Here is a 21798-nt window from a genome sequence, read left to right on the forward strand (position 1 = left end):
AACGAATGAGATTCATATACGCTTTATTATTGCTATGCCTTATTTCCACGGCTTGCCATCCGAGGAAAACCGAAAAAGGACCTATCGAAAAAAGTTCCAGGCATTTCCCGGTAGTAGACCCCAGCAATTACAATGTTGCCTTTCTTATAATGAACGGCACGTATAATACGGAATTCACCGCACCCTTTGATATTTTTCAACACACTAAATTCAGAAAGGGAATAAAGGCCATGAATACATTTACTATTGCCAATACCCTGGAACCCATTACAACTTTTGAAGGAGTGCGTATTTTACCCGATTTTGATTACACCAAGGATAAGCTTCCCAAAATAGATATCTTAGTGGTTCCCAGTGCCGAACATCATTTGGATACTGACCTGAAAGACTCTGTTATGTTGAAATTTGTTCACAAGGTGGATAAGGAAGCCTTGTTCATGACCTCCCATTGTGATGGGGCTTTTGTTTTGGCCAAAGCCGGAGTGTTGGACAATGTAATTTCCACGACATTCCCCAGTGATATTGAATTGTACCAAAAGACCTTTCCCCATTTAAATGTAAAAGACAGTGTTTTATTCGTTCATGATGATAAGTACATTACCTCTGCAGGTGGGGCCAAAAGTTTTGAGGCATCACTTTATTTATGCGAGATTTTATACGGCAAGGAAATAGCGGAGTCTATTGCCAAAGGATTGGTTATAGACTGGGACCTTACAAAGATTCCCAAACTTATTCCTCAATAATATCGTAACGGGCCTTTTTAAGGTATTTATCGACCAATTCATTGAATTCCGGTGTAATCCTCAAAAGCGCGGTATTTTCCAAAGCATAGAGCTCATCAACATTGTCGTAGCCGATCTTAAGTAATTCCTCAAGATAAAAAAGGGCCGTACCGAAATCTTCTACCTTGGCATTAATCGATATCACCTTAAGGTAGTTCGCATATTCCTCAGGAGTGGTTATGGTTTTCAACATCCATAAAAAATTCAAGGCCTCCTCATCAACAACGGTATCAGATTGTATTAAATCAATATTATCATCGATCAAAGCATCTAAATAAGACTTGAGTCTAACCCCCATATATTGCTCATATACATTCGGGTTTTTTTTATACTTCCCTAACTCGTCTATTTGGTATTTCCACCAACCAAGATTATTGTAATTATAAGTAAAAACATCTTCTCCCAAAGCATAATCATAGTCAGACTTGATTAAGTCTTCCTTGAAAAACAAAGCGGTCTCATTTCGCTTTTGACTTCGATATACCGTATTTCTCCTCAAAGCCTTTAAACTGTTCTTCAAAGAATCAACAACAATCAATGGCTTATAAACCTCAATGATCTCCTCAAGTTTTCGATAAGCATCCAACGGTTTGTTCTCTGAAATAAGTTGATTGGACCTATTCAGATTTTCCGTGTACGTCCTCATTATAAAAACTGAATCTTTTGGGATGATTTTATCTTCCATTGCCCCGATAGTGAGTAATTCCATTGCTTCGGAAAGCAATTCCTGCCGTGGCCATTGGTGGCCACCGTCAAATATCAAATTCTGATTCTTGAACTTCAATGTTTTAAATAGGTTTTTACTCCTGAGCATATTGGGATAATTAAAATCCTTTACCCCAACGATCCCAATAAAATGAAAAGGATTCTTACTTGATAGGACTTCGCTATTGGCAACACCGGCCCCACAGGAAACAACACCTTTAATTTGGCTGAAAAAAGTTGGCATAAGTGATGCCATACGGGCCCCACCACCAAAGCCGGCGGTATAAACCCTTCCGTTCTGGATTTTGAAGATATTGAAGACCGTTTGGAACAAGCGCTTCGAAACAAGAACGTTTTCACTTAAGGATAGCGTATCACTAACATTATTGGGAGCTGCTATCACATATTGATTTTCCTCAGCGGCCATTGAGAACATCCTCACGACACTAGCTCCCCTGCCCTTTACATCATAAACAAAAATAATCGGGGTTGGTTTACCCACCTCAAAATTTGTGGGTAAATAAAGGGCGAAACTTTCCGGAATGGTATCATTGACCTTAACGGAATCTATGACAACTCCTTTTCTAAAAGTAAATTGCTGGGCCGTTGATACATATACCGAACAGAGAACGAAAAGGAAAAAATATTTTTTCATACCAAATCAATTATCAAAAATCTCGCCAAAGAGATATCTCAAAGATAAAAATTAAGGATGTTGAAATAAGATTTATTCCCCGATATTTCCTATTTCTATTCCCTCGGAATACGCGACCTTTATTTCATTGGCGTTAAAGGCCCTTTTTATGGCTATCTGAAGGTATTCATTGACTTTATCCATCTCCATATCCTAAAATAAATGATAAATTCATTGGTAGCCAAATTGGTTCACTGAAAATAACGAATATCAACAAACCCTACTTTACAATTGACGCGTTCGACACCACTTCTGAAAGAATAATATGTGTTCTGGTCTCCCCGAACTGTATCAACTTATCTATAAACCGTTCTAAATGAAATTGATCCTTCAACACAACCTCCATAACAATGTTCTCATTTCCTGTAACCCTATAACAATTTATGACCTCATCGTAACCCTTTACTATTTCTAAAAACGGTTTTAATTTACCCATAAATGCCTTAAGGGTTATGATCGCCTTTAGTTGATGACCTGTTAAGGTATGGGAAAGAAAAGTCTTGTACCCTTTAATAATACCAAGGTCTTCCAATTTTTTTATTCTTTCGGCCACAGCGGGTGGGGTGAGCCCCACTTTTCGGCCAATACTTGCAAAAGATTCCCTCGCATTTTCCTGTAGGCAGCCCAGTATGCGCCAATTTAGCTCATCAATAGTACTATTTAAAGTATAAGCCATATAATTATTTCGTTTATTAAGTAAATATACACTTTTACCTTTTATTCCAAATTGAATCTTGTAAAATGGAGCGTAACTTTATTCTATTCTAATTGCTACGGAAATAATGCCAAAGAAAAATTTGAGACATGTACCGGTATACAGAAAGGCTCTTGAGCTTTGTGCCACAAGCAGGGCAATTGCCTCTTATGTCACCTTCAATAAAGACCTTTTAAAACTATATACTTCCAATAGTTTACGGGACATTGTTGCTGACTCGTTATTGACCGATGCCATATTGATTCCCCAAAAAATAGCCCAAACCGAATGGTCACTTTCCAAAGATGAAAAAAGGAGAAATATTTCCTTTATAAATATTATGCTAAAGAACATCAATTCTTATTGCATAGGACTTGAGCGAGATGGTCATGAAAAGGAATACCTGAACGTACTGAGAAAAGAAATAAAAAGCTTCAGGAAATCATTCACAAAATGGACCGCTTCTTTCCCATATTAAGTCTGTATATGCCATAATAGCATTGCCCACAATAAAAAACCAACATTATCATACTAATTTGATGCTTTTTTAGTTCTAATTTTGGGCTTTAAAAATTATCGAGTTTGAAAACCACAATACTTATTCATTGTCCCGATCAATCGGGAATCATTAGTGCGGTTACAGGTTTCATCCATGCAAAAGGTGGCAATATCATTTACCTGGACCAACATGTTGACAAAACGGCCAATGTTTTCTTTATGCGTTTGGAAAGTGATTTTGATGACAATTCATTAAATCTGGAAAGGTTTAAAGAAGAGTTCAAATCTTCCCTGGCCAATCCCTACCAAATGGAATGGAGCTTACATTTAGATAGTATTTTACCTAAAATGGCCATATTTGTTTCCAAATACAACCACTGTCTTTATGATCTACTTAGCAGGTACCATTCCGAGGAATTACGGGCTGAGATTCCCTTTATCATTAGCAACCATAAAGACCTAGGATATATAGCAGAACAGTTCAATATCCCCTTCTATCATATTCCCGTCACTAAGGACACCAAAAAAGAAGCCGAAAAACGGCAATTGGAATTGCTTAAGGAACACAATGTCGATTTTATTGTTTTGGCCCGTTACATGCAGATTGTCAGCAGCAGATTGATCAGTGAATTCCCTAATAAAATAATCAATATACATCACTCATTCCTACCTGCATTTGCCGGGGCCAAACCCTATCATGCGGCTTTTGATAGAGGCGTTAAGATCATTGGAGCCACTAGCCATTATGTTACAGAGGAACTTGATGCGGGGCCCATTATCGAACAAGATGTAACCACCGTTACCCACACCCATACCATAAAGGATTTTATTACAAAAGGTAGGGACTTGGAGAAAATAGTACTATCAAGGGCCGTTAAGTTACATGTAAAACGAAAGACCATGGTCTATAACAACAAAACCGTAATATTCTCTTAATCTGAAAATAAATACTATGAAAAAAAAGATAATCGTTCTATTCCTTTCCTTAAATTTTTTAGCCTGTGGCGAACTACAACAGGTTATAGACCAATTGCCCCAAGGCAGTACAAGCATCGGTAATGCTGAAATAGCTGAAGGACTTAGGGAAGCCTTGAATATGGGCATTGAAAAACAGGTTGCCAAATTAACCAAAACCGATGGTTTCTTTAAAAATGAATTAGTGAAAATAGTATTGCCTGAAGAGCTTCAGAAAGTTGACAAAACCTTAAGGGATATTGGTTTGGGCAACTTGGCCGATGAAGGACTAAAAGTATTGAACCGCGCTGCGGAAGACGCTGTTAGTGAAGCAACCCCAATATTCGTAGATGCCGTTAAAGGAATAACCTTTGATGATGCCAAAAACATATTAATGGGCAATGATGATGCTGCGACCCAGTATTTGACCAATGCTACACAAACCGCTTTGTACGCAAAGTTCAACCCTGTAATCAAAAATTCTTTCGAAAAAGTGGGTGCGGACCAAATTTGGAGTAACCTAATTACTAAATATAATAGTATACCCCTTGTTAAAAAAGTAAATCCGGACCTTACGGACTATGTTACCAACGAGGCATTGGACGGGGTATATACCATGATTGCCGTAGAAGAAAAGGAAATCAGGACAAAAGTAGGATCCCGAACTACGGACTTGCTGCGAAAGGTTTTCACCTTACAGGATTGATTCTTAAATATATATACATTTAATTATACTAAAAGTAAATTAAACCCGTTGGTAAAGAAAGGAGAGTTTTAACATATTACTAATCTTTATTTAACTAAGAGGTCGTAATATTTTGAGTTCCTTTGTACAGAATTATTTGAGTTAGTAATTTTTTGAGTTAGTTAGTTAAAAAACCGGTGGGAGCATCGGTTTTTTTTATTCCCTGACCCATAGATCAATTTCGCGTAAATCTTTTGGGAATCGTCATATAGTAAAAATAAGCATCCACAGCCCTATTATCCACATCAAATCTTAAGGGCAATATATTTTCAACTTACCCTAGATGGAAAGGATATGGAATTTGATTAGGGAAAAAGAAGTGATAATTTAGTTCTTAATACTACCTACTACCTAGTCGTATCGGCCACATAAGAGATGACCATTCTATTAAATATCTGAGGTTGTTCCACATTGACCACATGACCACAATATTCAATGGTCAACAAACTACAAGCCGTATGGTTCTGCACGATTTTCTTTACTGCGGGCAAAAACAGATAATCTTCCCCTCCCATTACGTATAATGTGGGGATTTTTGTATCTACTGCCCTGAACAACCGTAAAAGTGGGTTTATTTCCGAGGTTAATTTAAACCATCTGGTAAATTCTTTCTGATATAATTTTTTTGCCTCCCTAACGAAAAGAGAACGCGATTCCCTATGGTTCTTGTTGGGCATAATAATAAATGCGAAGAACTTATAGAGCCACAAATAAGGTATTATAGATTTGAACAAGGTTCCTAACTTGATCAATATCTGCGAACGAATATCCAACTGCATAATTGCACCGCCCATTACCATACTCTCAACCCTATGCGGATATTTTTCAGCAAGGTTTCTAATAAGAATGGTTCCCAAGGAAATACCTATGAAGTGTGATTTTTCGATTTTCAAATGATCTATGACCTCTACTATATCGTGTGTAATGGAATCAAAAGTGTATTTATCGTTAAAGGCATCCTTTAAGGAAGGTTTTGAATCCCCATGTCCCCTTAAATCCAACAACAATATATTAAAGTGCTTTTTAAATTCGCGCACTTGTTTGTACCAAATGGAAGAACTGCCTCCTGCTCCATGAACAAAAGTCACCCAAGTGGTCGATTCTTTGTGTAAGTATGTATAGTAGTTTAACAATAGTGTTCTCTGAGCGTCCCGTTCTAAGGAATTGTGCAATGTATTAAATCTTTTTAAAGCAAAGCTATATTAAGGATTTTTTTAACAGCGATTTCGTTATGTTTTTATGAACAACATTACATAATTGTTAATAAATAGATAAATCATCTAAAAAATTAAGAATCAATAGGCTTTACAACATCTATAATCATAATTAGCACGTATATTCAATATAACACGTACACACTATGGAAAATCAATATTGCAAAGTTGGATCGGTAACTTCTATTTTAGCCGGCAAACAAGCCATAACCTTATTGGAATATCAATATCAATGCTTTATGGAAAGAGCCTCGAACATCAAATACAGTAATACCAAATTGGGAGAGTTTTTTGAGCTAAAGGCAAAAAAGACCAAAAGAAGATTGGAAGAACTAGGATAGATCTCTAATCCATTGATTTTAGCTCTTCCTGCATTTGTCGCTGCAACGCCTCTGCGTTCAGTGCGGCTTGTGATGCAAAATCCCGATTTTTTGAAGCATAAATAATACCCCTAGAAGAATTTACCAATAAACCAATATCTTGGTTCATTCCAAAATGGCATACTTCTTTAAGACTACCTCCTTGGGCACCAACTCCGGGCACCAATAAAAAACTTTTAGGAACGATTTTACGAATTTCAGCAAGATAACTTGCTTTAGTGGCCCCGACCACGTACATTAAATTATCTGCATTCTTATAGGTAAGCGAAGTCTGAAGCACTTTTTCATACAAAGGTACGCCATCCACTTTCTGGGTTTGAAAATCAAACGCCCCTTCATTGGATGTTAAGGCCAACAAGATCGTATGTTTATTTTCAAAAGCCAAAAATGGTTCTACGGAATCTTTACCCATATAAGGCGCTATGGTTATAGAATCAAAACCGAACTCCTCGAAGAAAGCCTTCGCATATCGTGTTGATGTATTCCCAATATCACCCCTCTTGGCATCGGCTATGGTAAAAATTTCTGGATGGTTTTCATTCAAATAAGCAATCGTCTTGCCCAGTGCCTTCCACCCTTTTATGCCATAAGCTTCATAAAAAGCGGTGTTCGGCTTATAAGCCACACATAAATGATGGGTTGCATCGATTATTGCCTTATTGAAAGCGAATATGGCATCCTCCTCTTCTAAAAGATGAGGGGGTATTTTCTCCAAATCGGTATCTAACCCAATACATAGAAAGGATTGTTTCTTGTGAATCTCTGAAATTAAGTGCTCGGTAGTCATGATCCAAAAATACCCTCGAATGCAGTCGAGAGGTTATATTTAATGTAAAGTCCTGAAAATTCCCGACTGCACCCGACCGGACATAAAAAATGAGGACCCCTTAAAATATTTCAGAAGCCTCTTTCAGTTTCTCTGTATTCTCAACCAAACTCAACTCGTCAATGATTTTTTGAATATCACCATCGATGATATTCTGAAGATCATAAAGAGTCAATCCGATTCTATGATCGGTAACCCTTCCTTGTGGATAATTATAAGTCCTGATCTTTGCGGAACGGTCACCACTACTTACCTGCGAATTTCTTTTAGCTGCGTCTTCCTCCTGCTTTTTGGCCAACTCCAGATCATACAATCTTGATCGAAGTACCTTAAAAGCTTTTTCCTTGTTTTTATGCTGGGATTTTTGGTCTTGGCATTGAGCGACCAAACCCGTAGGAATATGGGTAAGTCGTACTGCGGAATAAGTGGTATTCACCGATTGCCCCCCAGGTCCTGAAGAACAGAAAAAATCTATTCGCACATCCTTGGGATCGATCTGAACATCAAAATCCTCAGCCTCTGGCAGTACCATTACCGTAGCGGCGCTGGTATGCACCCGGCCTTGTGTTTCGGTCTGAGGCACCCTTTGCACCCTATGTACACCGGCTTCAAATTTCAAGGTTCCGTACACATCTTCCCCGTTGACCTCGAACTGAATTTCCTTATAGCCTCCGCTCGTGCCCTCACTTAAATCAATGACATTGGTTTTCCAACCTTTGCTCTCACAGTATTTGGTATACATCCTAAAAAGGTCTCCCGCAAAAATACTCGCCTCATCTCCACCGGTACCGGCACGTATCTCTACCACTACATCCTTTGCATCTTCGGGGTCTTTGGGAATCAACATGAATTTTATCTCTTCCTCCAATATGGGAAATGCCGCCTTCGCCTCTTCCATCTGCATTTTGGCCATTTCCACCATTTCGGCATCACTACCATCAGAAATAATTTCCTCGGCTTCTTTGATATTATTCGTAAGCTCTATATATGCATCCCGTTTGGCCACTAGGTTTTTAAGATCCTTATATTCCTTTGTAAGCTGCACATATCTTTTCTGATCCGTGATCACATCGGGCTGAATAATAAGGTCTGAAACCTCATCAAAACGCTGCTTTACTATATTTAATTTATCAATCATGTTCTTTCCTGTATTGCTGCGAATTTACGATAAATTTACACATGTGCCTTAAAACCCATTTCCTTAAAGCACATTAGTTTATAAACAATGGTTTTATAAAAAAGGGACCTTAAAACCCTCAAAATTATAATCAATCGGCAACAAAAGTAGTGCCTAGACTAAAAATATAAGAAGAGAGTCCGTCACTACGATCATATGCATTAAAACGTAAATCAATGGTCTTTAAACCGAAAGTAAAAATCTTGGTTCCTGCAAAAATATCCTTATAACGAATACCCATTCCGTATTGATGGGAATCAAAAGCGGAAAGATCGTAATCGGAAGTGTAGTAATCAAGGGTGGAAACCGCAATTTCCTTCCCATAAAAATAATCGGCCGCTGTCTGGCTATAAAAACGATAATTCGGGTAAAGCGTAAACTTATCATTCAACTTAATGGGCACCTCCAAACTTGCAGTATGTGCAGTAATTCCCCAATCATCGGAATAATAACGATAATAACCACGTAGTACGATCAAATCGTTCATATAATAATTAAGACGGGCCCCGATAGGAATTTTAAAACGGGAATCCGGTAAACGCTCCACACCATCGGCCAGTTGAAAATCCTCAATGAAAAAATCATTGACATCACTGAAATACACCCGTTGATGGGGTGTACTCAACAGGCCGCTCTGACTCACAAAATCCATAAAAACAGAACCCTGCACCCGTTTGCCCAAAATCTGAGACAAACTTAAAGAAAGTGAATACGTATTTCGTGTCTCATCATCGAACTCCACAAAACCAGGATCATAAGTACCCGTACCCGTTATACGCGAATCAAAGAACCCTTCCCGTAATTCAATTGGGTATTGGGGATTCCAGCTATCCAAATAAACTTGGAAACTTGCACCCAACTGCGTATTCTTCTCATTGAACAAGCGTGTATACCCACCACCGAAACCAATGGAAAAGTAATCGTATTCCCTAGACACGTATGCTTGTGCCGAATAAACCGAATTCCTGTCTTTGGAACTATGTTCATAGGTAGGATTAAAATGCACCAAAGCATCGCTTTGTGATGCACCGGAAGAGGCACTGAACGGACTCGCTGTACTGCTAATTTTATCAAAAGGATCTATATTACTTGAGGATGCTGACGAATAGGCCGAAATACCCACATCAACTGTAAGTACATCATCAGGGTTCAATGGCATTTTAACCACAATACTCGATGTGGCATCTGTTAATTCCTCGGTTCCTTCCCCACCTGTTACCGCTGCGTTTTCTCCATCTTGATTATAATAACTGAAGAGCAAATCAACCTCTGCAGCCTCAAGAACCCGTTTTTGATAGGCATTTGACGGATCTTCCTGGGCAAGACCCAAGTTGAAGACCAAAAAGAGAAATAGTACACTTAGCTTTTTCAAAAGAAATATTGAATTATATAATGGCGCTTTTATTAAAAAGTTGAATCCCAATCTCACTTAGTTACAACCACAACCTCCTCCGGATTTACCTCCGTTTGCACCTGCGGCAGCTTCACGATACACTTGGAAATTGGTCTCAAAACGTTCAGAACTTTTGGCACTTAAGACCATTTCCTCATCATTCAGGTACACTTTATCATATTCCCTAACCACCACACAAGAGGTAGATAAAGCAGCAAATGCCAATAGAAATACGATTTTTTTCATGATTTAAAATTATGGATTATTATCGAATAGGATACCACTACTTTTATGTATTTTATTATCACTGTCTACCAAGATCACCTCAGTACCCCCCAATTGATTGATTAAAGAGAGACCTGCATCTTTTCCCATAATAAAAACCGCGGTAGCCAAGGCATCACAGAGTTCGGCACTTTTAGAGAAAATAGATACACTATTCACTCCTTGTGAGGGGTAACCCGTTCGCGGATCTATGATATGGGTATATATTTTACCATCGAACATGACGAATTTTTCGTAATTACCGGAAGTAGCGACCGAAGACTCAACAATGGGCAACCACGAAAAGATCTTATCCTTACTTAAAGGATTCGCAATTCCTATCAACCATTTTTCACCACTTGCTTTTGTACCCCAGGTAGTAAGGTCGCCAGATGCGTTTATTATACCTGCCACTACTTGTTTAGACACCAATAATTCTTTGGTCTTATCAGCGGCATACCCCTTACCAATGGCCCCAAAAGAAATTTTCATTCCTTTTTGTTTTAAGAATACCGTTTGTTCATTCGAATCCAATATTATTTGTTCATAACCGACCTTGGCCATCGATTTTTTTATTTCATCCTTAGTAGGCATATTGGTCATGCTACCATCGAATTTCCAGATATCATCCATTGAGGAATATGAAATATCAAAGGCACCATCGGTAATTTCAGATATCTGTTTCGTACGTTCTATAAGCTTAAATAATTCCAGACTAACTTTTACGGGTTTAATACCAGCATTTTTATTGATCAGGGCAGTTTCCGATTCGGGGTCCCATGAAGAAATCAACTTTTCTATACGTTTTATCTCAGCTACAGCTTCATCTATATTAATATATCCGATTTCCTCATTTGCAGCCACCACCGTAATATCAAAACGACTTCCCATTAATTTTTGGGTCTTATGAACGGTCACATATTTTCGTTCTTGGCCAAAGCCTATAACGAAGAAGAAGAAAACAAAAAACAGGGGGAGCAGTTTTCTCACTTTATAAATGAGTTTAGCATTGAAATGTATTGATCCGGTGATATTTTTTTATATCCGGTAGTCCCCAGGACCTCTTCATTCGGGTTTAAGACCACAACTAAAGGAAAATATCCATTACGATTAAAGGTTTCCGCCAATTTACTATTCTGCTGAGCCATTTCCGGAGGCAATTGATTGCTCTTTTTCCTAGGAAAATCGGCTCTATAAAGCACATAGTTCTCTTTGGAATATTGAACAAACTCTTGTGATTGCCAAATATCACGTTCCAATTTAATACAAGGGGCACACCAATCTGACCCGGAAAAAACAAGCACAATAGGCTTGTTCTCTTTTTGGGAAACGGATACGGCATGGGCATAGTCGGCCTGCCAATCTTGGGCAGAAGCGACCATTGAACTCACTAGAAACAAAATAAAAAACAACTTTTTCAAACTAAAAAAGTATTAAGATTAAACTAGGACTATTCATAAACCCGAAGTATATCCCCATTGAGTTCGGTATTATAGATTTTCAAAGAGTTGCCAGTAACACTATTCAATGGTAATCCTGATTGGTCAAATCGAGCACCATGCTCCGAGCATGCAAATATTCCACCTTCACTATCGATAAAGCGCACTTCTTCAGTTTGTTGGTGGCTACACACCTGACTTGCGGCAATAAAATTACCTTCCAAATTCTTGACCACGACCACCAATTCCTTTAAAATAAAACTTCCATTTTCGGCCAATGCCTGACCTTCGGTAGAGTTTAGATCAATTGTAAAATCAATTCCTGTGGGCGTTTCGACCTTATCTCCGTTCTCGTCATCCTTAGAACATCCTTGTAAACAAGGAAAAGTCAACGCAAAAGCGGCACCGGCGCCTAAAGTCCTTAGAAATTCCTTTCTTTCCATAGCATTGGTTTTACTACTATCAACGTCTTATTTAAATGAATCGTATAAGAGAAATCATAAAGTCGGCCAACTACTCAACGAGCAACCCCTATTCAGCTCAAAACACCTGTAAATAAGCCTAGAACAAAAATTTACCCTACGTTGAACATAAACCAAAAACACAAGTGGTTTAATCAACTATCATGAATAAACAAAAGTGCCGAATTCACTTTTTATGGTAAGTTTTTTAGACGGATTACCTTCTACCCTACCAATAATCCTTGCATCAACACCGAATTCTTTTGAAATATTAATCAATTCCTGTGCCACAGTCTCATTAGCATAGATTTCCAAACGATGTCCACAATTGAAAACTTGGTACATTTCGCGCCAATCGGTGCCTGACTGCTCTTGGATCAATTTGAACAAAGGAGGAATAGGGAACAGATTATCTTTTACAATATGCAGATTATCAACAAAATGAAGGATCTTTGTTTGTGCGCCTCCACTACAATGTACCATACCATGAATATCCGTAGCGTTATACTTGGACAATATCTTTTTTACGATCGGCGCATAGGTACGGGTCGGTGACAACACTAATTTACCGGCATCCAAAGGAGCTCCCGGCACTTCATCGGTCAATCTAGTTTTACCGGAATACACTAAATCATCAGGCACGGCGGCATCAAAACTTTCGGGATATTTTTCAGCCAAGTACTTGGCAAAGACATCGTGCCTTGCCGAGGTTAACCCATTACTGCCCATACCGCCATTATACTCTTTCTCATAAACGGCTTGTCCAAAAGACTCCAAGCCAACGATAACATCCCCGGCCTTTATATTGGCATTGTCAATTACGTTTTTACGCTTTAATCTTGCCGTTACGGTAGAATCCACAATTATGGTTCGCACCAAATCACCTACATCGGCGGTTTCCCCTCCCGTAGAGTGGATTACCATGCCATGTTCGGCCAAATCAGCGATCAATTCCTCAGTGCCATTGATGATTGCTGAAATTACTTCCCCAGGAATCAAATTCTTATTACGGCCTATGGTAGAGGACAATAGGATATTATCGGTGGCACCCACACAGATCAGATCATCGATATTCATGATCAATGCATCTTGCGCAATACCTTTCCATACCGAAACATCGCCGGTCTCTTTCCAATACATATAGGCCAAGGACGATTTTGTTCCTGCCCCATCGGCATGCATTACCAAACAATAATCCTCGTCATTGGTGAGGTAATCCGGTACTATTTTACAGAAAGCCTTAGGAAAAAGTCCTTTATCAATATTCTTGATGGCATTATGCACATCTTCTTTTGAAGCCGAAACCCCTCTTTGTTTATACCTTTCGCTATTCGATGACCCCATGAGAATTTATTTGTGGCAAAAATAATGGATTAGTTAAAAAAAAGCCCACGAATCGTGAGCTTTTCATTCTTAAACTTAGAAGATTACAGAATTACCCTTTAAGCCATGGTTATTTTACAAAAAGCAACTCCCTATACTTGGTCAATGGCCAATGCTTATCACTGACCAATCGTTCCAATTTATCACAGTGATAGCGTATTTCATCAAAATATGGTTTCACCTTATTACAATAAGCATCGGCCTTACTCTTACTGTCAGCAATGACATTTGCTTTTTTACGCTCATTGACCATCGCATCGGTCTTGGTCTTCAGTATCTCCAGATGACCTGAAATCCTTTGAATTATATCTAATTGGCTATCGGACAGTTTTTTATACCCGGCCCCATAAATTTCTTTAAGTCCACCAACATTGGCCAACAAAATATTCTGATATTCTATTGCAGCCGGTATCACATACCCATAAACCAGCTCATTGAACACCCTACCTTCTATCTGTAAGTGCATGATGTACGACTCCAGCTCAACCTCCTGTCTTGCCCTGACCTCAACCTCGCTCATTACGTTCATCGCATTGAAAAGCTCAAGACTATCCTTTGCTGTCAAAACCTGAATGGCATCAGGGGTGGTCCTATTGTTGCTCAGTTTTCTTTTCTTCGCTTCTTTCTCCCATTCTTGGCTATACCCATCACCATCGAACCGTATTCTTTTGGAGGTTTTTATATACTCCCTTAAAACGTTGAATATGGCCTCGTCTTTTTTAAGGTTCTTTTTATCGATGAGCACATCAACCTCCTTTTTAAAGTCGTTCAATTGTTTAGCCACAATGGTATTAAGAACCATCATTGGTTTGGCACAATTGGTTTTTGAACCCACTCCTCGCATTTCGAACTTATTCCCGGTAAAGGCGAAAGGTGACGTTCTGTTACGATCGGTATTATCGAGCATTATTTCAGGAATCTTACCTACTACGTTCAATTTAAGTTCGGTTTTTTCCTCTGGCGACAACTTGCCCTTGGATACACCCTCCAGTTCATCAAGTACAGTGCTCAATTGTTTTCCGATGAAAATCGAGAATATGGCAGGTGGTGCCTCATTTGCCCCTAACCTATGATCATTACTCGCCGAAGCAATGGAGGAACGCAAAAGTTCTTCATAGGTATCAACTGCCTTGATCGTATTTACGAAAAAAGTAAGGAACTGAAGGTTCTTCATCGGAGTTGATCCCGGGCTCAATAAATTTACACCAGTATCGGTGGCCAAGGACCAATTGTTGTGTTTTCCCGAACCATTGATTCCTGCAAAAGGTTTTTCATGAAACAGTACTTTCAATTTATGGGACTCGGCCACTTTGTCCATCACATCCATTAGTAATAGATTGTGATCCACGGCCAGATTGGCTTCCTCAAAAACAGGTGCCAATTCAAATTGATTGGGTGCCACTTCGTTATGTCTGGTTTTTACGGGGATACCCAATTTGGTACATTCCTTTTCCAAATGGCGCATAAAACTCAATACGCGACTGGGAATAACACCAAAATAGTGATCATCGAGTTGTTGACCCTTTGCTGCCGTTTGCCCTACCAAAGTACGCCCGGTCATTACAAGATCCGGTCTGGACATGGCCAAGGATTCATCTATCAAAAAATATTCTTGTTCCCATCCCAAAGTCGCGTTTACTTTGGATACATTCTTATCAAAATATTTGGCCACTCCGGTAGCTGCTGAATCCACTGCACTTAATGCCCTGAGCAATGGTGCTTTATTATCAAGTGCCTCTCCCGTGTACGCAACGAAAATCGTTGGTATACATAGTGTTGTCCCATATAAAAATGCTGGGGAAGTAGGATCCCAAGCGGTATAGCCCCTAGCCTCGAAAGTATTTCTAATACCCCCATGAGGAAAGCTCGAAGCATCCGGTTCTTGCTGCACCAATTGTCCACCCCCGAATTTTTCCAAAGCCCTACCATCTGGCAATAAATCGAAAAAAGCATCATGTTTTTCCGCTGTGGTCCCCGTTAACGGTTGAAACCAATGGGTATAGTGCGTTGCACCCATATTAATAGCCCAACATTTCATAGCCTCGGCCACCTGATCGGCGATTTTACGATCGATCTTGGAACCTGAAAAAATGGCCCCTTTTACGCTGTCATAAGCCTCTTTGGTCAAAAATTGCAACATTTTTTCCTCATTGAAGACATTGGTTGCAAAATGCTCGGAACGCCTTCCATTTTCATCTATGGTCAATGGTGTGCGGGATTGACTTTCAGAGATAGCGGTAAACCTTATTTTGGACATATTTAAAATAATTTGGACAAAAATAATGATTAAGGAATTAATAATTAAAACAAGGTTATAATTACTTTTTTATAAAATACCCCAAAAAAAACAGGGGTAAATCAAATTATTGATTATTTGTTGATAATTACCCCCCTAAAAATTAGATAAATTCATAGAAAAACATATTTTTGTTTGTCTTAAAATTTTTAATAAACAACCCATATTATGGCAAAGATTAAATTAGAATACATTTGGTTAGATGGTTATTTCCCAACCCAAAACATGAGAAGTAAAACTAAAGTTGAAGAGCACGAAGACTTCAAAGGAACTTTAGAAGAGTTGGGGAATTGGTCATTTGACGGATCTTCAACAAAACAGGCCACAGGTGATTCTTCCGACTGTTTGTTGGTACCAGTAGCGATTTACCCAGATCCAGAGCGCATCAACGGATGGTTGGTTATGACCGAGGTTTACAATGCAGACGGCACACCACACGAATCTAACGGTAGAGCTACTATTGATGATGAAGATGATGATTTCTGGTTTGGTTTTGAACAAGAATATTTTATCATGGACAGAGAAACCGACTTACCTTTAGGTTTCCCTAGAGGTGGATACCCTGCTCCACAAGGATTATATTACTGCTCTGTTGGTGGATTGAACACCCACGGAAGACAATTGGTCGAAGAACACGCTGACCTTTGTATAGAAGCTGGTTTGAATTTTGAAGGTATCAACCAAGAAGTTGCTTGCGGACAGTGGGAATTCCAATTATTTGCCAAAGGAGCCAAAAAGGCCGGTGATGAATTATGGGTCGCAAGATATTTACTGGACAGGCTAACTGAAAAGTATGGTTACTATATTGAATACCACCCAAAACCTCTTGGAAGGGATATGGACTGGAATGGTTCAGGTATGCATGCCAACTTCTCTAACACCACATTAAGAACTTGTGGAGATAAGGAAGTTTACGCTAAAATTTGTGAAGCTTTCCGTGATGTTGTTGATGAGCACATTGCCGTTTACGGTGAATTTAACGACCAACGTTTAACAGGTTTACACGAAACAGCTGCCATTACGGATTTCTCTTGGGGCGTTTCCGACAGAGGGGCATCTATTCGTATTCCATTGATTGCTGTTGAAAAAGGATACAAAGGCTGGTTAGAAGATAGACGACCTGCTTCTAATGGTGATCCATACAAAATTGCGGGCAGAATCATTAAAACCGTTAAATCCGCTAAGATTTAATTAAAATACAGAAATAAATTAATTGTTTTTTATCCATACGCCCTGATGATTCTTCGTCAGGGTTTTTTTATTCATTGTATGGTAAAGTAAATAAACGAACAGTAAACAACAAGGAGCACCAATCCGTCTCTCCAACCCAATCGAAGTCCTTTCGGAAAGAACACCAATGGCAAGATCAAAAATGAAATACCGAGCATCCAAAAGATATCATTGCTTAACAACCCTTGATCCATCACTTTTATCGGCGTAATCAACGAGGTAATACCCAATACGGCCATTATATTAAAGATATTGGAACCTATTAGGTTTCCCAAAGAAATCGCCTTTTCCTTTTTAATTATGGCTATTATCGAAGCAGCCAATTCTGGAATACTAGTCCCTATAGACACTATGGTTATACCTATTATACGTTCACTAACACCGTAATTGTTCGCAAGACCTACCGACCCTTTCACCAATAATTCCGAACCACCCCATAAAGCGAGCCCACCTAGCCCCAAAAACAAAACCGCCTTATACAATGGCAATGGCATATCATCATCTTTTGCCTCATCTACAACAGCGGTTTTTTGATATTTTAAAAGATAGACCAGAAAAAGAAATAAGCCAACAACCATAATTATACCCTCGTAGCGCACCAAAACACCATCAAAAAAAATAAAGCCAAAAAAGAGTAAGGAGGCCAACATCATAATAGGCCAATCCGTTGTATAGAAACTTTTCTTTACATCAATACTTCCCAACAACAGTATTACGGCCAAAACCAAGCCTAAATTTGCGATATTGGACCCAACCACATTTCCTAGGGCCAAATCGGGAAAACCATCAACAGCGGCCTTAATACTAACAATAAGCTCCGGGGCCGAAGTAGCAAAAGACACAATGGTCATTCCGATAACGATTTTTGGAATGTTCAACCGTAAAGAAAGTGCTACCGCCGATCTTAAAAGCCAATTACCCCCTGCAATCAAAAATGTTAAACCCAGGATTAAGAAAAGAATGTTCTGCATTAAGAAGTCATTTAAACAAATATAACCTAAGATTTTTGTTTCCTAATAGGAATCCAGCAATTTGAAAAATACCCATATAACTATTTTTATAGTTAATTAACTATTAATTTAGTTGCATAACTACTTAAAACGTTTTATGTTTGGATAAAATATTCATCACCAATGCAAAAATTAACCAATAAAGAAGAAGAGGTCATGATAATTCTTTGGCGCCTTAAAAAAGCGTTCGTAAAAGATATAATGGCCGATATCAAAGGCAAGAAACCCCATTATAATACCCTTTCCACTATTGTACGAAACCTTGAGGAAAAGAATTACGTAGGATATGAAGCTTTTGGTAAGACCCATAGATATTACCCTTTGGTCAGTCTTGAAGACTATCGCAAAAATTTCGTCAATTCCAAACTGGCCGAATATTTTGACAATTCATATAAAAGTATGGTTTCCTTTTTTGCCAAAGAAGAAAAGATATCAGTCAAGGAACTCAAGGAAATCATAGACCTTATCGAAAAGAAAAAGTAATGGAAGCTCTATTAACATACCTACTAAAAGTGTCAATTGTTCTAGCGCTGTTTTATTTGGCCTATCAGTTCCTCTTGAAGAATGAGACCTTTTTCAAGATCAACAGACATTTTCTGATTGCCGGCATCCTCACGGCCTTTATCCTACCCTTTGTTACATTGACCGATTATGTTGAAATTACCACAATCCCGATTGAAGAAACCGTAAATCAGATTTCGGGTGAATCAGTCGAGGAATCGACCAACCTTAATAATTGGGTAACAATATTCTCTATCATATATCTCATAGGTGTCCTGATTCTCGGCATTAACTTCATAATTCAATTAATATCGCTATCAAGGTTAATCAAAAACAATTCCGTAATAAAGCAGGGAAGGTTCCATCATGTAAAAATCAGTAGGAATATTGCTCCATTTTCCTTTTTCAATTATATTTTTTATAATCCTGAACGTTATTCACAGGGGGAGTTATCAACCATTATAAAACATGAAAAGGCCCATAGTTCGCAGTGGCATTCCATAGACGTGATTTTATGTCATATCATTACTATTTTCACCTGGATGAATCCGTTCAGCTGGTTATACAAAACCAACATAAAACAAAATCTCGAGTTTTTGGCCGATGAAAGTGCCACAAAAGAAATACCATCTATCAAGAACTACCAATATACCTTGTTAAAAGTATCGGGCAATCAATTTTGCGCCCCAATCGTCAATCATTTTTATAATTCATTAATCAAAAAACGAATCGTCATGTTAAACAAATCAAAATCGAAAAAAAGCAATAGTTTTAAAATAATGCTGATACTTCCGTTACTTGCCATCTTCATGGTCAGTTTCAATACAGAAACCATTTACGTACCCATAACACAATCCGATCAATCATCTAAAACGGAACTTTCAAAATTGATCGAAATCATCATAACAAAGAACACAACGGATAAGGAGTTATTGAAATTAAAAAAGGACCTTTTAAAAAAAGGTGTCGATTTTTCTTATACGGTTGTTCACAATTCCGAGAACGAAATCATTGATATAGCCGTAAATTTCTCTACGACCAACAAAGAGGGGAAGAAAACCAAAAGTTCTTCAAATTTCTCCAGCGATAACGAAGGAATAGAGCCTATACATATCGTTTACAATGAAGACACACATTCATTCTCAATTGGCAAAAACGAAGATCTTCATTATCAAACCGAAAAAGAAATATCAAATGAACTAGACGAAGATACCGATGAAGTAATATGGATTTCTGCGGACGGAAACAAAAAGGAACATAAAACCATTGAAATCACCAATGAAAACGGTAAAGAAACCATTAAGGTCAACGGTAAAAAGGTAAGTCGAAAAGAATTTGAATCCCTAAAGGAAAAAGATGGTACAACGGAAAAACATATTAAGATAAGGAAAACAGAGAGACCCGAACCTGAAAGTAACTTTATCCTGAAGGTATCAGAAAAAAATGAAGATAAGCTATCAAATGGAACCTCTGTAAAAGAAAGAGAAATAACCTACATTCATAAAGATGACAATAAAGAACCCCTGATTGTTATAGATGGTAGGGAAACGAACAAAAAGGAAATGCATTCCATTGACCCATCGAGCATTGAATCTATAAATGTTTTAAAAGACGGCTCGGCAAAAGAAAAGTATGGTAAAAAAGGTGAAAACGGGGTTATTGAAATAATCACGAAAAAAGAAGAATAACCAAAAAATCATCATAAAACATAATTATAACCGACTCCATAAATTGGGTCGGTTTTTTTTGGCCTAGAAATGAAACACCCTAAAAAAGTTATTTTATGAATGAAATTAGCCTACACCGAACAAAACAAACATAAAAACCCCCTTCAATTGTTACATATTAAAATGTATTAGCTGTATTATTATTACATTTCTAAATTTAATTGTAGAACAAAGCACAATAATCGAAATATATACCATCATTTTACTTACAATACTATATTCACTTGTATCAAATCCCTTCAATTTCTTTGGAAGTGACTATTTTAATTTTATACCTTATTTGAATAATCGATTATAATTAAAACCTAATAATCATCAAAACCCTTCAAATGATAACATTAATTAAACTTCTGGTTTCAGCAATACTATTCATTTTATTGCTCAGTTTTTAATACTACAAATTGCGATTTTCAACACAGGATTACTTTTCATCATCGTTGGCACGATCGGCAAATTGCCAAAAGCAAGAAAGTGCCCAGCTATACGATTTAACAGAAGAGCAAATTGTAATCGGAAACCAAAACCCTCGAACACAAAAACCTTGACATGACCGTCAAGGTTTTTTTTATACATTTGAAACATCTATCAAACCAAATTACCATGATATTCAGACTATTGGCAAAAGTCAATAAATTTCTTCTGCCTTCGTTCACAAAACAAGGGCTAGACTTGGCAAAAGCTTCTAAATTTCAATTGGCTCTTATCGGCTGGCGTTATTTCGTTACCACTAGGGCACTGGATCAATAATGTAACAAGGAATTCACTTCGAATTTAAGGAGTTTATCCTTTCCGTTTAGAAAATCGAGTTCCAATAAAAAATTACATTGCACAATTTCGCCCCCCATTTTCTCTATTAATTCACAGGTAGCCTTAGCCGTACCTCCGGTAGCCAAAACATCATCATGAATCAAAACCCTATCTCCCTTTTGTATGGCGTCTGAATGCATTTCGAGGACATCACTGCCATACTCCAAATTATAGCTTTGCTGAATGGTGTTATAAGGCAATTTCCCAGGTTTACGAACAGGAACAAAACCAGCTTCTAACCGCGCTGCCAACATTGGGGCAAAAAAGAACCCCCTACTCTCCATACCAACTACCTTATCCACTTTGAGACCACCTACAAGGTCTAATAAAGCTTCTTGGGTATACCTAATGGCCTTAGGGTCTTTCAAAAGTGGGGTGATATCCCTAAACACAACACCTTTTGATGGAAAATCTGGAATATCACGGATAAAGGTTTTTAAATTCATAGAAATAGATTAAGCATATTTTGTTGTAAAGGTAAAAAGAAATATATTTGCACCCCTATAAAAGGCCTCGTGGCGCAACTGAATAGCGCATCTGATTACGGCTCAGAAGGTTACAGGTTTGAATCCTGTCGAGGTCACATCAATCAAGAAACCGCACTCTTAAAGTGCGGTT

At 38.2% G+C, this 21798-nt stretch carries 23 protein-coding genes and 1 tRNA gene; 10 read left to right on the plus strand and 14 right to left on the minus strand.

The window, feature by feature from the left end; translation table 11 throughout:
• The first annotated feature begins 5 nt into the window (after positions 1–5).
• Positions 6–743, plus strand: a complete 738-nt coding sequence (locus tag R3X28_RS12525) for a DJ-1/PfpI family protein (RefSeq protein WP_317664654.1) — start codon at positions 6–8, stop codon at positions 741–743.
• On the opposite strand, the gene R3X28_RS12530 is transcribed toward R3X28_RS12525, so the two are convergent.
• Together R3X28_RS12530 and R3X28_RS12535 are read right to left on the minus strand one after the other, a co-directional pair.
• Complete coding sequence (locus R3X28_RS12530) at positions 730–2142, minus strand: alpha/beta hydrolase (RefSeq protein ID WP_282054346.1); 1413 nt, start codon at positions 2140–2142, stop codon at positions 730–732. The genes R3X28_RS12525 and R3X28_RS12530 overlap by 14 nt on opposite strands.
• Positions 2143–2401: 259 nt before the next feature.
• On the minus strand, positions 2402–2857 hold the full coding sequence (locus tag R3X28_RS12535; RefSeq protein ID WP_282054347.1) for an Lrp/AsnC family transcriptional regulator: 456 nt from the start codon (positions 2855–2857) through the stop codon (positions 2402–2404).
• 106 nt (positions 2858–2963) lie between these two features.
• On the opposite strand from R3X28_RS12535, the gene R3X28_RS12540 reads away from it, so the two are divergent.
• The 3 genes from R3X28_RS12540 to R3X28_RS12550 all read left to right on the plus strand — a co-directional run bounded on the left by R3X28_RS12540 (position 2964) and on the right by R3X28_RS12550 (position 5033).
• Positions 2964–3353, plus strand: coding sequence for a hypothetical protein (locus R3X28_RS12540; RefSeq protein WP_154367636.1), 390 nt, complete (start codon positions 2964–2966; stop codon positions 3351–3353).
• Positions 3354–3457: 104 nt separating this feature from the next.
• Complete coding sequence (gene purU, locus R3X28_RS12545) at positions 3458–4309, plus strand: formyltetrahydrofolate deformylase (RefSeq protein WP_317664657.1); 852 nt, start codon at positions 3458–3460, stop codon at positions 4307–4309.
• Between the two features lie 16 nt (positions 4310–4325).
• Positions 4326–5033: a DUF4197 domain-containing protein gene (locus R3X28_RS12550; RefSeq protein ID WP_317664658.1), complete on the plus strand. Its 708-nt coding sequence runs from the start codon at positions 4326–4328 to the stop codon at positions 5031–5033.
• Between the two features lie 386 nt (positions 5034–5419).
• Here R3X28_RS12550 and R3X28_RS12555 read toward each other — a convergent pair whose 3' ends face one another.
• Positions 5420–6205: an alpha/beta fold hydrolase gene (locus tag R3X28_RS12555; protein WP_154367780.1), complete on the minus strand. Its 786-nt coding sequence runs from the start codon at positions 6203–6205 to the stop codon at positions 5420–5422.
• A gap of 227 nt (positions 6206–6432) precedes the next feature.
• Between R3X28_RS12555 and R3X28_RS12560 the strand changes: the two genes are divergently transcribed.
• Positions 6433–6627: a hypothetical protein gene (locus tag R3X28_RS12560; RefSeq protein ID WP_154367630.1), complete on the plus strand. Its 195-nt coding sequence runs from the start codon at positions 6433–6435 to the stop codon at positions 6625–6627.
• A gap of 4 nt (positions 6628–6631) precedes the next feature.
• On the opposite strand, the gene pyrF is transcribed toward R3X28_RS12560, so the two are convergent.
• From pyrF to R3X28_RS12605, 9 genes are all read right to left on the minus strand, one after another.
• A complete protein-coding gene (gene pyrF, locus R3X28_RS12565; protein WP_154367628.1) occupies positions 6632–7453 on the minus strand; it encodes an orotidine-5'-phosphate decarboxylase in 822 nt (273 codons plus the stop codon).
• A gap of 100 nt (positions 7454–7553) precedes the next feature.
• Complete coding sequence (prfA, locus tag R3X28_RS12570) at positions 7554–8630, minus strand: peptide chain release factor 1 (protein ID WP_154367626.1); 1077 nt, start codon at positions 8628–8630, stop codon at positions 7554–7556.
• Between the two features lie 130 nt (positions 8631–8760).
• Positions 8761–10041 (minus strand): DUF3570 domain-containing protein, encoded by a 1281-nt coding sequence (locus R3X28_RS12575; protein WP_282054350.1) that lies wholly within the window; start codon positions 10039–10041, stop codon positions 8761–8763.
• Positions 10042–10098: 57 nt separating this feature from the next.
• A complete protein-coding gene (locus R3X28_RS12580; protein WP_154367621.1) occupies positions 10099–10308 on the minus strand; it encodes a DUF4266 domain-containing protein in 210 nt (69 codons plus the stop codon).
• A gap of 9 nt (positions 10309–10317) precedes the next feature.
• The gene (locus R3X28_RS12585; RefSeq protein ID WP_317664662.1) at positions 10318–11316 is read right to left on the minus strand and encodes an FAD:protein FMN transferase; all 999 of its coding nucleotides are present in this window, start codon (positions 11314–11316) and stop codon (positions 10318–10320) included.
• Positions 11313–11747 carry a thioredoxin family protein gene (locus R3X28_RS12590; protein ID WP_317664664.1) on the minus strand — a complete coding sequence of 145 codons (435 nt, stop codon included), beginning with the start codon at positions 11745–11747 and terminating at the stop codon, positions 11313–11315. Before R3X28_RS12590 ends, R3X28_RS12585 begins: the two co-directional genes overlap by 4 nt.
• Positions 11748–11776: 29 nt before the next feature.
• Positions 11777–12208, minus strand: a complete 432-nt coding sequence (locus R3X28_RS12595) for a ubiquinol-cytochrome c reductase iron-sulfur subunit (RefSeq protein WP_317664666.1) — start codon at positions 12206–12208, stop codon at positions 11777–11779.
• Between the two features lie 180 nt (positions 12209–12388).
• Positions 12389–13570 carry an AIR synthase related protein gene (locus R3X28_RS12600; protein WP_154367615.1) on the minus strand — a complete coding sequence of 394 codons (1182 nt, stop codon included), beginning with the start codon at positions 13568–13570 and terminating at the stop codon, positions 12389–12391.
• Between the two features lie 109 nt (positions 13571–13679).
• Positions 13680–15866, minus strand: a complete 2187-nt coding sequence (locus R3X28_RS12605; protein WP_317664668.1) for a glutamine synthetase III — start codon at positions 15864–15866, stop codon at positions 13680–13682.
• Between the two features lie 207 nt (positions 15867–16073).
• On the opposite strand from R3X28_RS12605, the gene R3X28_RS12610 reads away from it, so the two are divergent.
• A complete protein-coding gene (locus R3X28_RS12610; protein ID WP_317664670.1) occupies positions 16074–17096 on the plus strand; it encodes a glutamine synthetase beta-grasp domain-containing protein in 1023 nt (340 codons plus the stop codon).
• A 71-nt stretch (positions 17097–17167) separates the two neighbouring features.
• Here the strand turns inward: R3X28_RS12610 and R3X28_RS12615 are convergent, their stop codons facing one another.
• On the minus strand, positions 17168–18106 hold the full coding sequence (locus tag R3X28_RS12615) for a calcium/sodium antiporter (protein WP_317664672.1): 939 nt from the start codon (positions 18104–18106) through the stop codon (positions 17168–17170).
• 162 nt (positions 18107–18268) lie between these two features.
• On the opposite strand from R3X28_RS12615, the gene R3X28_RS12620 reads away from it, so the two are divergent.
• From R3X28_RS12620 to R3X28_RS12630, 3 genes are all read left to right on the plus strand, one after another.
• Positions 18269–18628, plus strand: coding sequence for a BlaI/MecI/CopY family transcriptional regulator (locus R3X28_RS12620; RefSeq protein WP_154367607.1), 360 nt, complete (start codon positions 18269–18271; stop codon positions 18626–18628).
• On the plus strand, positions 18628–20334 hold the full coding sequence (locus R3X28_RS12625) for a M56 family metallopeptidase (RefSeq protein ID WP_317664675.1): 1707 nt from the start codon (positions 18628–18630) through the stop codon (positions 20332–20334). The genes R3X28_RS12620 and R3X28_RS12625 overlap by 1 nt, the downstream gene beginning before the upstream one ends.
• A gap of 639 nt (positions 20335–20973) precedes the next feature.
• The gene (locus R3X28_RS12630; RefSeq protein ID WP_154367602.1) at positions 20974–21120 is read left to right on the plus strand and encodes an SsrA-binding protein; all 147 of its coding nucleotides are present in this window, start codon (positions 20974–20976) and stop codon (positions 21118–21120) included.
• Here the strand turns inward: R3X28_RS12630 and R3X28_RS12635 are convergent.
• Positions 21114–21626 (minus strand): adenine phosphoribosyltransferase, encoded by a 513-nt coding sequence (locus R3X28_RS12635; RefSeq protein ID WP_317664677.1) that lies wholly within the window; start codon positions 21624–21626, stop codon positions 21114–21116. The genes R3X28_RS12630 and R3X28_RS12635 overlap by 7 nt on opposite strands.
• A 63-nt stretch (positions 21627–21689) precedes the next feature.
• Between R3X28_RS12635 and R3X28_RS12640 the strand changes: the two genes are divergently transcribed.
• Positions 21690–21763 (plus strand) — tRNA-Arg (locus R3X28_RS12640).
• The last annotated feature ends 35 nt before the right edge of the window (positions 21764–21798 follow it).

It is taken from the genome of Maribacter sp. TH_r10 (assembly GCF_033101095.1).
Classification (GTDB): domain Bacteria; phylum Bacteroidota; class Bacteroidia; order Flavobacteriales; family Flavobacteriaceae; genus Maribacter_A; species Maribacter_A luteus.

Bases quoted from the DNA above. Each gene is read 5' to 3' on its own strand.
- R3X28_RS12525 (WP_317664654.1), top strand. From the start codon at position 6: ATGAGATTCATATACGCTTTATTATTGCTATGCCTTATTTCCACGGCT.
- R3X28_RS12530 (WP_282054346.1), bottom strand. From the start codon at position 2,142: ATGAAAAAATATTTTTTCCTTTTCGTTCTCTGTTCGGTATATGTATCA.
- R3X28_RS12535 (WP_282054347.1), bottom strand. From the start codon at position 2,857: ATGGCTTATACTTTAAATAGTACTATTGATGAGCTAAATTGGCGCATA.
- R3X28_RS12540 (WP_154367636.1), top strand. From the start codon at position 2,964: ATGCCAAAGAAAAATTTGAGACATGTACCGGTATACAGAAAGGCTCTT.
- R3X28_RS12550 (WP_317664658.1), top strand. From the start codon at position 4,326: ATGAAAAAAAAGATAATCGTTCTATTCCTTTCCTTAAATTTTTTAGCC.
- R3X28_RS12560 (WP_154367630.1), top strand. From the start codon at position 6,433: ATGGAAAATCAATATTGCAAAGTTGGATCGGTAACTTCTATTTTAGCC.
- pyrF (WP_154367628.1), bottom strand. From the start codon at position 7,453: ATGACTACCGAGCACTTAATTTCAGAGATTCACAAGAAACAATCCTTT.
- prfA (WP_154367626.1), bottom strand. From the start codon at position 8,630: ATGATTGATAAATTAAATATAGTAAAGCAGCGTTTTGATGAGGTTTCA.
- R3X28_RS12580 (WP_154367621.1), bottom strand. From the start codon at position 10,308: ATGAAAAAAATCGTATTTCTATTGGCATTTGCTGCTTTATCTACCTCT.
- R3X28_RS12595 (WP_317664666.1), bottom strand. From the start codon at position 12,208: ATGGAAAGAAAGGAATTTCTAAGGACTTTAGGCGCCGGTGCCGCTTTT.
- R3X28_RS12600 (WP_154367615.1), bottom strand. From the start codon at position 13,570: ATGGGGTCATCGAATAGCGAAAGGTATAAACAAAGAGGGGTTTCGGCT.
- R3X28_RS12605 (WP_317664668.1), bottom strand. From the start codon at position 15,866: ATGTCCAAAATAAGGTTTACCGCTATCTCTGAAAGTCAATCCCGCACA.
- R3X28_RS12610 (WP_317664670.1), top strand. From the start codon at position 16,074: ATGGCAAAGATTAAATTAGAATACATTTGGTTAGATGGTTATTTCCCA.
- R3X28_RS12615 (WP_317664672.1), bottom strand. From the start codon at position 18,106: ATGCAGAACATTCTTTTCTTAATCCTGGGTTTAACATTTTTGATTGCA.
- R3X28_RS12620 (WP_154367607.1), top strand. From the start codon at position 18,269: ATGCAAAAATTAACCAATAAAGAAGAAGAGGTCATGATAATTCTTTGG.
- R3X28_RS12625 (WP_317664675.1), top strand. From the start codon at position 18,628: ATGGAAGCTCTATTAACATACCTACTAAAAGTGTCAATTGTTCTAGCG.
- R3X28_RS12630 (WP_154367602.1), top strand. From the start codon at position 20,974: ATGATATTCAGACTATTGGCAAAAGTCAATAAATTTCTTCTGCCTTCG.
- R3X28_RS12635 (WP_317664677.1), bottom strand. From the start codon at position 21,626: ATGAATTTAAAAACCTTTATCCGTGATATTCCAGATTTTCCATCAAAA.